9 protein-coding genes are annotated in these 14,113 nt (G+C 66.0%); 6 read left to right on the plus strand and 3 right to left on the minus strand.

Features of this window, described 5'->3' with window-relative positions:
• Nucleotide 1: 1 nt before the first annotated feature.
• Together P5W99_RS07830 and P5W99_RS07835 are read right to left on the minus strand one after the other, a co-directional pair.
• Nucleotides 2-2,083: a 3-hydroxyacyl-CoA dehydrogenase NAD-binding domain-containing protein gene (locus tag P5W99_RS07830; protein ID WP_434660168.1), complete on the minus strand. Its 2,082-nt coding sequence runs from the start codon at nucleotides 2,081-2,083 to the stop codon at nucleotides 2-4.
• Between the two features lie 250 nt (nucleotides 2,084-2,333).
• Nucleotides 2,334-4,013, minus strand: a complete 1,680-nt coding sequence (locus P5W99_RS07835) for a 3-(methylthio)propionyl-CoA ligase (RefSeq protein ID WP_421024007.1) — start codon at nucleotides 4,011-4,013, stop codon at nucleotides 2,334-2,336.
• 174 nt (nucleotides 4,014-4,187) lie between these two features.
• Here P5W99_RS07835 and P5W99_RS07840 point away from each other — a divergent pair, with 174 nt between their 5' ends.
• The 5 genes from P5W99_RS07840 to P5W99_RS07860 all read left to right on the plus strand — a co-directional run bounded on the left by P5W99_RS07840 (nucleotide 4,188) and on the right by P5W99_RS07860 (nucleotide 8,013).
• Nucleotides 4,188-5,789 carry a protein adenylyltransferase SelO gene (locus P5W99_RS07840; RefSeq protein ID WP_421024008.1) on the plus strand — a complete coding sequence of 534 codons (1,602 nt, stop codon included), beginning with the start codon at nucleotides 4,188-4,190 and terminating at the stop codon, nucleotides 5,787-5,789.
• A gap of 54 nt (nucleotides 5,790-5,843) precedes the next feature.
• Nucleotides 5,844-6,263, plus strand: coding sequence for a peptide-methionine (R)-S-oxide reductase MsrB (gene msrB, locus P5W99_RS07845; RefSeq protein ID WP_213295467.1), 420 nt, complete (start codon nucleotides 5,844-5,846; stop codon nucleotides 6,261-6,263).
• Between the two features lie 93 nt (nucleotides 6,264-6,356).
• Nucleotides 6,357-6,890 carry a septation protein A gene (locus P5W99_RS07850; protein WP_421024009.1) on the plus strand — a complete coding sequence of 178 codons (534 nt, stop codon included), beginning with the start codon at nucleotides 6,357-6,359 and terminating at the stop codon, nucleotides 6,888-6,890.
• Nucleotides 6,887-7,198 (plus strand): BolA family protein, encoded by a 312-nt coding sequence (locus P5W99_RS07855; protein ID WP_213295460.1) that lies wholly within the window; start codon nucleotides 6,887-6,889, stop codon nucleotides 7,196-7,198. The genes P5W99_RS07850 and P5W99_RS07855 overlap by 4 nt, the downstream gene beginning before the upstream one ends.
• Before the next feature lie 35 nt (nucleotides 7,199-7,233).
• Nucleotides 7,234-8,013, plus strand: a complete 780-nt coding sequence (locus P5W99_RS07860) for a peptidylprolyl isomerase (RefSeq protein ID WP_421024010.1) — start codon at nucleotides 7,234-7,236, stop codon at nucleotides 8,011-8,013.
• Between the two features lie 276 nt (nucleotides 8,014-8,289).
• Here the strand turns inward: P5W99_RS07860 and purL are convergent, their stop codons facing one another.
• A complete protein-coding gene (gene purL / locus P5W99_RS07865) occupies nucleotides 8,290-12,366 on the minus strand; it encodes a phosphoribosylformylglycinamidine synthase (protein ID WP_434660172.1) in 4,077 nt (1,358 codons plus the stop codon).
• A gap of 369 nt (nucleotides 12,367-12,735) precedes the next feature.
• Here purL and P5W99_RS07870 point away from each other — a divergent pair, with 369 nt between their 5' ends.
• Nucleotides 12,736-14,031: an FAD-dependent oxidoreductase gene (locus P5W99_RS07870; RefSeq protein WP_434660174.1), complete on the plus strand. Its 1,296-nt coding sequence runs from the start codon at nucleotides 12,736-12,738 to the stop codon at nucleotides 14,029-14,031.
• The last annotated feature ends 82 nt before the right edge of the window (nucleotides 14,032-14,113 follow it).

The following is a 14,113-nucleotide window of genomic DNA, read 5'->3' on the forward strand; positions in this document are numbered from 1 at the left end:
CTTAGTTGAACGTACCGCCCTTATCGGCCAGTTCGGCAACCGACGAGGCGATCTGCCATGCGTCGCCGTTCGGCTGCTGCGCATAGCCGCGGATCGCGCGCGCCACGTTGTAGAGGCCGACCGCGTCCGCGTAGAGCATCGGGCCGCCGCGCCACAGCGGGAAGCCGTAGCCCGTGAGGTAGACCATGTCGATGTCCGACGCCTTCGACGCAATGCCCTCTTCGAGGATCTTCGCGCCTTCGTTCACCAGCGCGTACACGAGGCGCTCGACGATTTCCTCGTCGCCGATCTTGCGGCGCTCGACACCCGCTTCCTTCGAGTACGCGACGATCATCTCGTCCACGAGCTTAGAAGGCAGCGCGTTGCGCTCGCCCGCCTTGTAGTCGTACCAGCCCGCGCCGGTCTTCTGGCCGAAGCGGCCCTGTTCGCACAGGCGGTCGGCGACCTTCGAATACTTGATCTCCGGCTTTTCCTGATAGCGGCGCTTGCGGATCGCCCAGCCGATGTCGTTGCCCGCGAGATCGCTCATGCGGAATGGGCCCATCGCGAAGCCGAATTTTTCGATCGCGCGATCGACCTGCGCGGGCAGCGCGCCTTCTTCGAGTATGTAAAGCGCCTGGCGGATGTACTGCTCGATCATGCGGTTGCCGATGAAGCCGTCGCACACGCCCGACACCACGGCCGTCTTGCGGATCTTCTTCGCAACCTGCATCACGGTCGCGAGCACGTCCTTTGCCGTTTCCTTGCCGCGCACGACTTCGAGCAGCTTCATCACGTTGGCAGGGCTAAAGAAGTGCAGACCCACCACATCCTGCGGACGCTTCGTGAACGCCGCGATCTTGTCCACATCGAGCGTCGAGGTGTTCGACGCGAGAATCGCGCCGGCCTTCGCGACTTCGTCGAGGCGCTTGAACACCTGCTCCTTCACGCCGAGTTCTTCGAACACGGCTTCGATGATGAGGTCGGCTTCCTTGAGATCGTCATAGGTCAGCGTCGGGCGGATCAACGCCATGCGCGCTTCGAGCTTCTCCGCCGTGAGCTTGCCCCTCTTGACCTGGGCTTCGTAGTTCTTGCGTATCGTCGCGAGGCCGCGATCGAGCGCTTCCTGCTTCGTCTCGAGCAGCGTGACCGGCACGCCGGCGTTGAGAAAGTTCATGGCGATGCCACCGCCCATCGTGCCCGCGCCGATCACCGCCACCTTCTGGATCTCACGCGTGGGCGTGCTCGAAGGCACGTCGGGGATCTTGCTCGCGGCGCGCTCGCCGAAGAACGCGTGGCGCAGCGCCCGGCTCTCGGGCGTCTGCACGAGTTCGACGAAACATTCGCGTTCGAACGCGAGGCCTTTATCGAAACCCTGCTTCACGCCCGCGGCGATGGCGTCCACGCACTTCAGCGGAGCCGGATAGTTCTTCGACATCGCCGCAACGGTATTGCGCGAGAACTGCAGGAAGCCTTCGGCGTTCGCATGCTCGATCTTGCGGTTGCGCACGAGCGGATGGGGGCCCGGCTTGCTGGCGGCCTGGCGCGCGAAGGCGATGACCTCATCGAGCAGATCGCCTTGAGCCATGGCATCGAAAAGGCCGGCATTCGCGAGCTTTTCCGAGAGCACCGGCGTGCCGCTCACGATCATGTTGAGCGCGGCTTCCAGGCCGATCGCGCGCGGCAGGCGCTGCGTGCCGCCCGCGCCCGGCAGAATGCCGAGCTTCACCTCGGGCAGCGCGATCTGCGCGCCGGGCGCCGCGACGCGGTAGTGCGCGCCGAGCGCGAGTTCGAGACCGCCGCCCATCGCCACGCTATGAATCGCGGCCACCACAGGCTTGGCGCTCTTCTCGACTTCCTTGATGACCGTGTGGAGCGTGGGCTCCTGGGTCGCCTTGGGCGTGTTGAATTCGGTGATGTCGGCGCCGCCCGAAAAGGCCTTGCCGGCGCCCGTGATCACGATGGCCGAGACGGCCGGATCGCTGTTGGCGCGCGCCAGTCCCTCGACGATGCCGACCCGGGTCGAATGCCCCAGTCCGTTGACGGGCGGATTGTTGAGCGTAATGACGGCAACGCCGTCGCGAGTCGTGTAATCCACTGCCATTTGCCTGCCTCCGTGCTTGCGGGCCGCGTTGTGTCTCGCGGGAGTCGCCTGACTCGCCGCACATGCGCCGGCCGCTTCATTGTCCGGCATTCCCGGTTCACACGCAGAATACCTAAAAAAGAACGTTCGTTCAATTTGTTGCTGCGCACAAGGCATCGGGGTTTGTACCAATCCTCTGCCCCATGCGAAATCGACCGGCCAACAAAAAACGCAGCCGGAGGCTGCGTTTCGTTCGGGTGCATCCGGGGCGCTAGATCGGCTCGGCCGGGCACTGGCCGCCCGACTCGAGGGCACTCGGCAACACATGATCGCGAAACCGCTCGCGCAGCTTGAGCTTCTGCAGCTTGCCGGTGGCCGTGTGAGGAAGCTCGTCGACGAACACGGCGTCGTCGGGCAGCCACCACTTCACCACCTTGCCTTCGAAAAACGCCAGCAGTTGCTCGCGCGTGATATCGGCACCCGGTTTCTTTACCGCGACGATCAACGGCCGCTCGGTCCAGCGTGGATGCGCGCAGGCGATGCAGGCCGCCTCCGCGATGGCCGGATGCGCCACCGCGATGTTCTCGAGTTCTATCGAGCTGATCCACTCGCCGCCCGACTTGATCACGTCCTTGCTGCGGTCGGTGATTTGCAGGAAGCCATCGGGGTCGATGGTCGCGACATCGCCGGTCGGGAACCAGCCGTCCACGAGCGGCGAGTCGCTTTCCTGCCTGAAGTAGCGCTCGATGACCCAGGGTCCGCGCACGTACAGATCCCCGAACGCCACGCCGTCCCAGGGCAGCTCGCGCCCATCGTCGCCGACGATTTTCATGTCGACGCCGAAAATCGCGCGCCCTTGCTTTTCGAGCAACGCGCGTTGCGCCTCGAGCGGGCGCTGCGTCTGCTCCCAGTTCAGCTTCGAGAGCGTGCCGAGCGGCGACATCTCGGTCATGCCCCACGCGTGGATCACCTGCACGCCGTAGTTGTCCTCGAAGCTGCGCAGCATGGCGGGCGGGCAAGCCGAGCCGCCGATCACCGTGCGATTGAGCGTGGAAAATTTCACGCCCGCCTCGCGCATGTACGCGAGCAGGCCGAGCCACACCGTCGGCACGCCGGCCGAGCAGGTCACGCCCTCCGCTTCCATGAGTTCGTAGAGCGATTTGCCGTCGAGATCCTTGCCGGGCAGCACGAGCTTCGTGCCGGCAAGCGGCGCCGCATGCGGTACGCCCCATGCATTCACATGGAACATCGGCACCACGGGCAGCATGGCGTCGCGCGCGGAAAACCCCATTGCATCGGGCATCGACGCGCCATAAGCGTGCAGCACCGCCGAGCGGTGCGTATAGAGCGCGCCCTTCGGATTGCCCGTGGTGCCCGAGGTGTAGCAGAGATTCGACGCGCTGCGCTCGTCGAGCAAGGGCCATGCGAAGCGGCCGTCCTGCGCCGCGAGCAGCGTTTCGTAGCTGAGCACCGGCGTTTGCATCGCCGGCAGGTGCGCCTCGTCGCACAGCGCGATCCAGCCGCGCACCTGCGGGCATTGCGGCGCGAGCGTGTCGACGAGCGCGGCGAAGGTGAGGTCGAACAGCACGTAGCGATCGTCGGCATGATTGACGATCCACGCGATCTGCTCGGGAAAGAGGCGCGGATTAATCGTGTGGCACACCGCGCCGAAGCCGGCCACACCGTAGTAGGCTTCGAGGTGCCGATAGCCGTTCCACGCCAGCGTGCCGATACGCTCGCCCGGCTCGACACCCAGCGCGACGAGCGCCTGCGCGAGCTGCTTCGAACGCACTTCGCATTCGCGGTATGTATAGCGATGCAGATCGCCTTCGATGCGCCGCGACACGATCTGCGTGCTGCCGTGATGGCGCGCCGCGTGCGCAATCAACGACGACACGAGAAGCGGCACGTCCATCATGCGTCCCAGCAACGGCGCGTTCGTCGCGGTCATGGTCAGCGGTCTCCTCGACTCGAATGCCAGAATTTTGTATGGGATGGCGCAGTGCTCGCGGTCTTGGCACAGCATGCCGGAAGCCGCAAAAGCGCGTGTGGCACGGGTTCGGGCCGTCTCCTGCACGCCCGCGGGCGCGGACTTACAATATCGGCTATTCAACAGGCGCTCAACATGTCGTTTTCACCAGGCCAAACCGATTCATCACATGGCGGCTCGACCGCCGCGCGCGCGCCGGCAAGCGGCCCGCTCGCCGACTTTGAACGCGCGCTCGGCGTGCCGCGCGACGACACGTTCGCGGCCCTTGGCGCGACCTTCCATACCCGGCTGCCCGGTGCGCCGCTGCCAGCGCCCTACGTGGTCGGCTTCTCGAAAGAGACGGCCGCGCTGCTCGGACTCGATGCCTCAGTGGTGGGCGATCCGGCATTCGCCGAGTATTTCAGCGGCAACTTCACGCGCGAGCGCACGCCTACGACGATGTCGTATGCGAGCGTCTATTCGGGACACCAGTTCGGCGTCTGGGCCGGCCAGCTAGGCGACGGGCGCGCGCTCATGCTCGGCGAGATCGAGCACGCGGGCAAGCGCCACGAAGTGCAACTCAAGGGCGCGGGACGCACGCCGTATTCGCGCATGGGCGACGGCCGCGCGGTGCTGCGCTCGTCGATCCGCGAATTCCTGTGCTCCGAGGCCATGCATCACCTCGGCATTCCCACCACGCGCGCGCTGACTGTGACCGGTTCCGACCAGCCGGTGCGGCGCGAAGAACTCGAAACGGCCGCGGTCGTCACGCGCGTGTCGCCGAGCTTCGTGCGCTTCGGCCACTTCGAGCACTTCTATTCGCACGACAATGTAGAAGCGCTGCGCGCGCTCGCGGATCACGTGATCGGCCGCCTTTACCCGCATCTGCGCGAAGCCGACGATCCGTATCTCGGGCTGCTCGACGAAGCGGTGCGCAGCACGGCTGCGCTGATGGTCGAGTGGCAGGCCGTGGGCTTCTGCCATGGCGTGATGAACACCGACAACATGTCGATCCTCGGCCTCACCATCGATTATGGCCCGTTCGGCTTCATCGACGGCTTCGACGCGAACCACATCTGCAATCACTCCGATTCGCAGGGCCGCTACGCCTACCGCATGCAGCCGCAGATCGGCTACTGGAACCTGTTCTGCCTCGCGCAGGCGCTGCTGCCGCTCTTTGGCGCGCACTACGAAATCGCCGACGAAAAAGCGCGCAGCGAGCGTTGCGTGGCCGACGCGCAAGCGGTGCTCGAGCGCTTCAAGGGGCACTTCGCGCCCGCACTGGAAATGCGCATGCGCGCCAAGCTCGGCCTCGAGCACGCGCACGAAGGCGATGACGCACTCGCGGATCGCCTCTTCGAAATCATGCATGCGAACCGCGCCGACTTCACGCTGACGTTCCGCCACCTTGCGCGCGTTTCGAAGCATGATGCGCACGGCGACACGTCCGTGCGCGACCTGTTTCTCGATCGCGCCGCGTTCGATGCGTGGGCGCTCGACTATCGCGCGCGCCTCGCACGCGAAACGCGCGACGACGCCGCACGCGCCGCGGCGATGAATCGCGTGAACCCGAAATACGTGCTGCGCAACCACCTCGCGCAAACCGCGATCGAGCGCGCCGCGCAGAAAGATTTTAGCGAAGTCGAACGGCTCGCAAACGTGCTCAAGCACCCGTTCGACGAGCAGCCCGAGCACGAAGGCTACGCCGCGTTGCCGCCCGACTGGGCGAGCTCGCTCGAAGTCAGTTGCTCTTCGTGACATCGCATTTCCCCGCGCAATTGCCCCCGCATTTGTCACCCACAGGAAACCGACATGAGCCAGGACGATCACAACTCCGACGCGTACCCCGGTCACAAGAGCGACGCCGAATGGCGCAAGCAGCTCTCGGACACGCAATACCAGGTCACGCGCCACGCAGCGACCGAACGCCCCTTCACGGGCAAGTACTGGGATCACACCGAGCGCGGCGTGTACGACTGCGTGTGCTGCGGCACGCCGCTCTTCGAGTCGGACACGAAATTCGACGCCGGATGCGGCTGGCCCAGCTACTTCCGTCCGATCGACGGCGAGGTGATCGAGGAGCGCACCGACCGCTCGCACGGCATGCTGCGCATCGAAGTGCGCTGCAAGAACTGCGGCGCGCACCTGGGACACGTGTTCGAGGACGGCCCGGCCCCGACCGGCCTTCGGTATTGCATCAATTCGGCTGCGCTACAATTCGAGCCCAAGTGAACGCGAGCGAGGCCCGCTCGCGCGGGGTGTGACGCAGGATCAAGCGCGTCGCGCCCTCTTTTTGCGGCTCATTTTGTCAACTTCCAGGCCGATATGAAATTTCTGTTTGATCTGTTCCCGATCATCCTGTTCTTCGTCGCCTTCAAGGTGTGGGGCATCTTCACGGCCACGGCCGTTGCGATCGTCGCAACGCTCGCGCAGATCGCGTGGGTCGCCTTCCGCCATCGCAAGGTCGACCCCATGCTGTGGCTGAGTCTGGGCATCGTCGTCGTGTTCGGCGGCGCCACGCTCATGCTGCACGACGAGACCTTCATCAAGTGGAAGCCCACGGTCCTCTACTGGGCCTTCTCGGTCGTGCTGCTGGTCTCGCAGGTGGTGTTCGGCAAGAACCTCATCGAAGCGATGATGGGCAAGCAGATCACCCTGCCGCCGCGCATCTGGACGCAACTGAACTTCATCTGGTCGATCTTTTTCGCGCTGCTCGGCATCCTCAACCTGTTCGTCGCGTACCACTTCTCCACCGATGCGTGGGTCGACTTCAAGCTCTTTGGCGCGACGGGCATTCTCGTCGTGTTCATCGTCGGCCAGAGCCTGTGGCTCTCGCGTTACATGAAGGAAGAAGAATGAGCGACGTATTTCTCCATGCCAGCCCGGCTGAGCGCATGGCGCTGATCGAAACCCGCCTTTCGGCCGCGCTCGCGCCCGTCGAATCGATCGCCGTGCGCGACGACAGCGCACAGCATGCGGGCCATGCCGGCGCCGCCGCGGGCGGCCATTATCACGTCACGATCGTTGCGGCCGCATTCGCGGGGAAGGCCCGCGTAGCAAGGCATCGCATGGTGTATGATGCGCTGGCCGAAGCCATGCAGCGCGGCATTCACGCGCTCGCAATCACCGCGCTCACGCCCGAAGAGGCGGCAGCGCAGCCCCGCTAAGCCCCACTTTTTAGTTCGCCCCTCAGGATTTTTCGATGACCTTGAAGAAAACCCGTCTCTGGGTGTTGCTGGCTGCGTTCGCGGCGGCTCCCGCCTTTGCGCAGAACGTCGCCGTCGTGAACGGCACGCCGATTCCGAAGTCGCAGGCCGACGCGCTGATCGCCCAGGTCGTGGCCCAGGGCCAGCAAGACACGCCGGACCTGGAAAAGGCCGTGCGTGAGGAACTCATCAATCGCCAGGTGCTGATGCAGGAAGCGGCGCGCGTCGGGATTCCGAACCGCCCGGCCGTGAAGGCCCAACTGGCGATGGCGCAGCAGCAGGTCGTCCTGCATGCGTGGATCGAGGACTTCCTCAAGAGCAACCCGCCCAGCGACGCCGAAGTCAAGGCCATGTATGACAAGCTCACGCAAGGAGCGGCCGGCAAGGAATATCACCTGCATCACATCCTCGTGGACAACGAGCAGCAGGCGAAGGACCTGATCGCGAAGATCAAGGGCGGCGCGAGCTTCGAAGATCTCGCGAAGCAATTCTCGAAGGATCCGGGTTCGGCGAAGAACGGCGGCGATCTCGACTGGTCGGACCCGAAGGCCTACGTGCCGGAATTCGCCGATGCCGCCACGCATCTGCAGAAAGGCCAGATCACCGATGCGCCGGTGCATACGCAGTTCGGCTGGCACATCATCCGCGTGGACGACATTCGCGACATCGCGCCGCCGCCGCTCGAGCAGGTGCGCCCGCAGATCATGCAGCAACTGCAGCAGCAAAAGCTGCTCGCATTCGAGAAGCAACTGCGCGACAAGGCGAAGATCCAGTAAGGGCCGTTGTGCGGCTTCCTTGCTGCGAAAAGAAAAACCCCGCGACCTGCGAAGGCGCGGGGTTTTTTGTTGCCGGTGCTCGCTGAACGTTCGAGTTATCCACCGCACAACATGCGGCGAATAACGGCGGGATTCGCCGCAAGCCGAGCCGACAGACGCCTGAGGCCGCCCAAAAACGCGAAGGCCCCGGCCGCGCCTCACTTTTGGGCGTGGCCGGGGCCTCTCGACCTCGACTGTGCCGTCAGCGTTTCGGCCGAACGGCAGCGCGGTTTCGGCTTAACCGAGCCACTTGCGTGCGTTCTGGAACGCACGCAGCCACGGGCTCGCCTCGCCCCAGCCTTCGGGGTGCCAGCTCATCGTCACAGTGCGCTGCACGCGCTCGGTGTGCGGCATCAACACGGTGAAGCGGCCATCGGGCGTCGTGACCGAGGTGATGCCCTGCGGCGAGCCGTTCGGGTTGAACGGATAGCCTTCGGTCGCCTGGCCACGGTGGTCGACGTAGCGCATCGCCACGGCCACCTTCGAGAGGTCGCCCTGCTGCGAGAAGTCGGCGAAGCCTTCGCCGTGCGCGACCGCGACCGGAATGCGCGATCCTTCCATGCCGTTGAAGAAGATCGACGGCGAACTCTGCACTTCCACCAGCGAGAAGCGCGCTTCGAACTGCTCCGACTTGTTGCGCGTGAACTTCGGCCAGGCTTCGGCGCCCGGGATCATCGAAGCGAGGCTCGAGAGCATCTGGCAGCCGTTGCAGATGCCGAGGGCGAAGGTGTCCTCGCGCGCGAAGAACGCCGCGAACATGTCCGCGAGCTGCGCATTGAAGCGGATCGTCTTGGCCCAGCCCTCGCCCGCGCCCAGCACGTCGCCATACGAGAAGCCGCCGCAGGCCACTGCGCCCGCGAAGTCGGCGAGCGTGGCGCGGCCTTCGAGCAGGTCGCTCATATGCACGTCGTGCGCATCGAAGCCTGCACGGTCAAATGCATAGGCCGTTTCGAGGTGCGAGTTCACGCCCTGCTCGCGCAGGATCGCCACGCGCGGACGCGCGCCCTTCGCGACGAACGGCGCGGCCACGTCTTCGGCCGGATCGAACGTGAGATGCGGCTGCATGCCAGGATCGGCGGCGTCGAGCAGCGCATCGTATTCGGCGTCGGCGCAAGCGGGGTTATCGCGCAGACGCGCGATGCGCCAGCTCACTTCGCTCCACACGCGATGCAGCTCAGCGCGCGGCGCTTCGTAGATGCGCTTGGCGTCGCGATAGATTTCAATCGAATCGCGGTTGTTCAGCGAGCCGATCACATGCGAGCACGCCGAGAGACCATGCTGACGCAGCACCGCGAACACGGCGTCGCGCTGCTGCGCCGGCACCTGGATCACGGCGCCCAGCTCTTCGGAGAACAGGGCGCGCAGCGTGCGGTCTTCGCGGCGGCCGCTGGTCTGCTTCGCCCAGTCCTTCGCGTCGCCATAGTCGGACTCGTGCTCGCCGTCGAGCGTGAGCATGTCGATGTTGAGCGTGACGCCGGTATGGCCCGCAAACGCCATTTCGCAGACCGTCGCCCACAGGCCGCCGTCCGAGCGGTCGTGGTACGCGAGCAGTTGCTCGTTCGCGTTCAGTTGCTGGATCGCCGTGAAGAACTGCTTGAGGTCTTCGGCGCTGTCGACATCCGGCACGGCGTCGCCGACCTGCTGCGTGACTTGCGCGAAGATGCTGCCGCCGAGGCGGTTCTTGCCTCGGCCCAGATCGATCGCGATCAGCACCGATTCGCCCACTTCGTCGGCGCGGCGCAGTTGCGGCGTGAGGTGGCGGCGCACGTCCTCGACCGGCGCGAACGCCGAAATGATCAGGGAAACCGGCGCCACGACTTCCTTCGCCACGCCTTCTTCGTTCCACTTCGTGCGCATCGAGAGCGAATCTTTGCCCACCGGAATGCCGATGCCGAGCGCCGGGCACAGTTCCATGCCGATCGCCTTCACCGTGTCGTAGAGCGCGGCGTCTTCGCCGGGCGCGCCGCATGCGGCCATCCAGTTCGCCGAGAGCTTGAGCTTGTCGAGCGACAGAATCGGCGCGCTGGAGATATTGGTGATCGCCTCGCCCACGGCCATGCGGCCCGACGCGGGCGCATCGATCACGGCGAGCGGCGTGCGCTCGGCCATCGTCATCGCTTCGCCCTTGTAGCCGGCGTAGTCGAGCGCCGTGATCGCGCAGTCGGCCACCGGCACCTGCCACGGGCCGACCATCTGGTCGCGCACGCTCGTGCCGCCCACCGAACGGTCGCCGATGGTGATGAGGAACGACTTGCTGCCCACAGTGGGATTGCGCAACACGCTCTTCGCGACTTCGTCGAGCGCGATGCCCGTGACTTCAACCGGCGTGAGCGGCACGCTCGCGTGCTCGACGTTGCGGTGCATGCGCGGCGGCTTGCCGAGCAGGATGTCCATCGGCATGTCGACGGGCTGGTGGCCGCCGTTCGCGGCCAGCGCGGCTTCGTCGGTGTCGATCAGCTTCAGCTCGCGTTCGTCGGTCGCCACGCCCACTACGGCGAACGGGCAGCGCTCGCGCTTGCAGATCGCCTCGAACATCGGCAGATCGGCAGGCGGGATCGCGAGGACGTAACGCTCCTGCGATTCGTTAGACCAGATCTCGCGCGGCGAGAGGCCCGATTCTTCGAGCTGGACCTTGCGCAACTCGAAGCGCGCACCCTTGTCGGCGCCGTCGACGAGTTCGGGGAACGCGTTCGAGAGTCCGCCCGCGCCCACGTCGTGAATCGAGAGGATCGGGTTGGCTTCTCCGAGCTGCCAGCATCCGTTGATGACTTCCTGCGCGCGGCGCTCGATTTCCGGGTTGCCGCGCTGCACCGAGTCGAAGTCGAGCTCGGCCGTGTTGGTGCCCGTGGCCATCGAGCTGGCCGCGCCGCCGCCCATGCCGATGCGCATGCCGGGACCGCCGATCTGGATCAGCAGCGTGCCCGCGGGCAGGTCCTGCTTGTGCGTGAGCTTCGCGCTGATGTTGCCGATGCCGCCCGCGATCATGATCGGCTTGTGATAGCCGCGCACGGTGCCCGCGACGTTCTGCTCGTAGGTGCGGAAGTAGCCGCCGAGGTTCGGGCGGCCGAATTCGTTGTTGAACGCCGCGCCGCCGAGCGGGCCATCGATCATGATCTGCAGCGGCGAGGCGATGCGGTCCGGGCGGCCATAGGTCTGCGCCTTATCGGCGGGATTGCGGTGCGCGAGCGGGGTGGCCGCGTCGCGGGCGTTTTCCCACGTTTCGCGCGCATCCGGCAAATCGAGGTTCGAGACCGTGAAGCCCGTGAGGCCGGCCTTCGGACGCGCGCCGCGGCCCGTTGCGCCTTCGTCGCGGATTTCGCCGCCCGAGCCCGTGGCCGCGCCCGCGAACGGCGAGATCGCGGTCGGGTGGTTGTGCGTCTCCACCTTCATGAGCGTGTGCGTGAGCTCGGTGTGGCGGCCGTACTGTTCGCCAGGCGCACCGTCCGCGCCGTTCTTGCGCGGGAACCAGCGCTCCGCCACCGCGCCTTCCATGATCGACGAGTTATCCGAGTATGCGACGATCGTGCCTTGCGGGCTCACCTTCTCGGTGTTGCGGATCATCGCGAAGAGCGACAGGTCCTGGTCCTGGCCGTCGATCGTCCAGCTCGCGTTGAAGATCTTGTGACGGCAGTGCTCGCTGTTGGCCTGGGCGAACATCATCAGCTCCACGTCGGTCGGGTTGCGGCCGAGCTTCGTGAAGTTGTCGACGAGATAGTCGATTTCGTCGTCGGCGAGCGCGAGGCCCAGTTCGCCGTTGGCCGTCTCGAGCGCCTTGCGGCCGTGGCCGAGCACGTCGACGGTCTGCATCGGGCGCGCCGGCAGTTCGTCGAACAGATGCAGCGCGTGATCGCGCGAAGCCGCCACGCTCTCGGTCATGCGGTCGTGCAGCGCAGCCGCGACAGCGGCGTGCGCTTCGTCCGACAAGGTCTTCTTGGCGCCCAGCAGGCCGCTCTTGAGGATGACCGTGTACTCGACGCCGCGCTCGATGCGGCGCACCTGCTCAAGGCCGCAGTGACGCGCGATGTCGGTGGCCTTGCTCGCCCACGGCGACACCGTGCCGAAGCGCGGCACGACGAGGAACGTGACCGCGCTGCCGCGCTCCTGCGGGGCCGCGAACGGCGCGCCGTAGTGCATCAGCGCTTCGATCTTCGCGCTGTCGTCAGCGGAAAGCGGCGTGGCCGAGTTGACGAAGTGCAGATACTGGCCGTGCACGCCGACGATATTGGCGTCGATACGCTGGAGCGTTTCGAGCAGGCGGGTCTGGCGGAAGTCGGAAAGGGCCGAAGCACCGGGGAAACACGAGAAGTGGGCCATGGACTGGGGCGTTGCGTCGAGGTTGCGTCGGAGTTGCGTTGCGCCATCGCCTCACGGGCGTCTCGCGGAGTGGCGAAGCGTCGCATGCAGGCGATGACGTCGTGCCGACGTCGGGCGATGAGGAGACCGCGATTATAACTCGGAAGACCCCGCCTGGCCGAGCCGCGAGGCAGCCGCGAAGCGCCTGCGCCGATGTCAGCGGCGCCCGCGCAAAGGCGCCCTGGCAACGCGCATGGCAAGCGGGCCGGTTTGGCTGCTATGATTGCGCGTTTCACCCGATCGGCGCAATAGCCCGCGCCGCATGCCTCACCCCCTTCGGCAGGGTGCCTTCGCCCCTCGGCGCGCCGTCTGCCAGCAGATCAAATCGTCATGGATGTCATCGTCATTGGCGGCGGAATCGCCGGCGTCGCCACCGCCTATCAGTTGCGCGCGGCGGGCCATCGCGTCTGCGTGGTCGAGCGCCACGCCACCGTCGCGCAAGGCGCGAGCTACGGCCATAGCGGCGTGGTGCTGCCTACGCCGCTCGACGTCTGGTTCGGGCCCACCTTCCTGCGCAACGGCCGGCAGTCGTCGGGCGGGGTGATCTGCAAGACCGGCTTCACCGGACACGCACGCAGCTTCGTGAAGCGTCTCGCGTCTCTGCACGGCTCCGAAGCTTTCGCCGCGCGTTATTCGCTCCTGCGTCCGCTGATCGAATCGGCGCAAAACGCGCTGGACGAGGCCGAAGGCCGCTTCGAGCTCGAATACGAGCAGCGCGAAGGCCTGCTCTATCTCGTGCGCGGCAGCGACGAGTGGTCGCTTGCGCAGCCCGCGCTCGAACTGTTGCGCCAATTCGAGACCCCGCATCACGTGCTCACGCCGCACGAGTGCGTGGCATCCGAACATACGATTCCCGCCGATCCGCCGTTCGCGGGCGCCATCCGTTTCGACCAGGCGCGCGTGGCCAACTGCCCGCTGTTCGTCAAGCAGCTCAAGCAGGTGCTCGATACGATGGGCGGCGTGCAATTCCAGACCGGGCGCACCGTCAGCGCGATCCGCCTCGAAGGCACGCGCGCAGCCGTGGAACTCGCTCCGCTCCCCGCCGACACGGCGCACAAGCGCGAAGTCGAAGTCATTTCCGCCGATGCCGTGGTCGTCGCGGCCGGCGCGCAAGCACCGAAGCTGCTTGCGCCGCTCGGCATCAAGCTGCCGTTCTATCCCGTGCGGGTGCACACACTAAACGCACCGGTCGCGCACGAGGAATGCGTGCCGCATTCGACGCTGATCGATGTGGCGCGGCGCATTGCGATCACGCGCACGAACCACCGGCTGCGCATTTCGGGCGGCGCGGTGCTCCAGCGCGTGAAGGAACTCGACGAGGCGCTGCCCGAAGCGCTCACCGAAGAAGCCCTCGCCCTGCTAGGCGAGGCTTCGCGCGATTGGGCGCCGGGCGCCGCGCGCATTTCGGCAGCACTCGCGTGGGAAGGCATGAAATTGCTCTCCGCCGACGGCATGCCGGCAGCGGGCAACGCCGGGCATCCTCGCCTCTATGTCAACGCGGGCCATGGTCCGGCCGGCTGGGCGCTCGCGCTGGGCTCCGCGCGCCTGATCGCCGCACAGATTTCGGGCACCGCGCCCGATCTGCCCGCCGAGACCGTCGAGGCGCTCTGGCCCGGACGCGACTAAAGCACGACTCAAGCACGAGCCAGCGCCGGGCGCGCGCCGCTCGGGTATCGTTGCACTGTCGAACTCCCGCACGCGCCGCAGT

Origin of the sequence: Paraburkholderia sp. A3BS-1L (assembly GCF_051125215.1) — a bacterium.
GTDB lineage: Bacteria > Pseudomonadota > Gammaproteobacteria > Burkholderiales > Burkholderiaceae > Paraburkholderia.

Excerpts from the sequence above, each read along its gene's own strand:
- P5W99_RS07830 (WP_434660168.1), bottom strand. The coding sequence starts at position 2,083 with ATGGCAGTGGATTACACGACTCGCGACGGCGTTGCCGTCATTACGCTC.
- P5W99_RS07835 (WP_421024007.1), bottom strand. The coding sequence starts at position 4,013 with ATGACCGCGACGAACGCGCCGTTGCTGGGACGCATGATGGACGTGCCG.
- P5W99_RS07840 (WP_421024008.1), top strand. The coding sequence starts at position 4,188 with ATGTCGTTTTCACCAGGCCAAACCGATTCATCACATGGCGGCTCGACC.
- msrB (WP_213295467.1), top strand. The coding sequence starts at position 5,844 with ATGAGCCAGGACGATCACAACTCCGACGCGTACCCCGGTCACAAGAGC.
- P5W99_RS07850 (WP_421024009.1), top strand. The coding sequence starts at position 6,357 with ATGAAATTTCTGTTTGATCTGTTCCCGATCATCCTGTTCTTCGTCGCC.
- P5W99_RS07855 (WP_213295460.1), top strand. The coding sequence starts at position 6,887 with ATGAGCGACGTATTTCTCCATGCCAGCCCGGCTGAGCGCATGGCGCTG.
- P5W99_RS07860 (WP_421024010.1), top strand. The coding sequence starts at position 7,234 with ATGACCTTGAAGAAAACCCGTCTCTGGGTGTTGCTGGCTGCGTTCGCG.
- purL (WP_434660172.1), bottom strand. The coding sequence starts at position 12,366 with ATGGCCCACTTCTCGTGTTTCCCCGGTGCTTCGGCCCTTTCCGACTTC.
- P5W99_RS07870 (WP_434660174.1), top strand. The coding sequence starts at position 12,736 with ATGGATGTCATCGTCATTGGCGGCGGAATCGCCGGCGTCGCCACCGCC.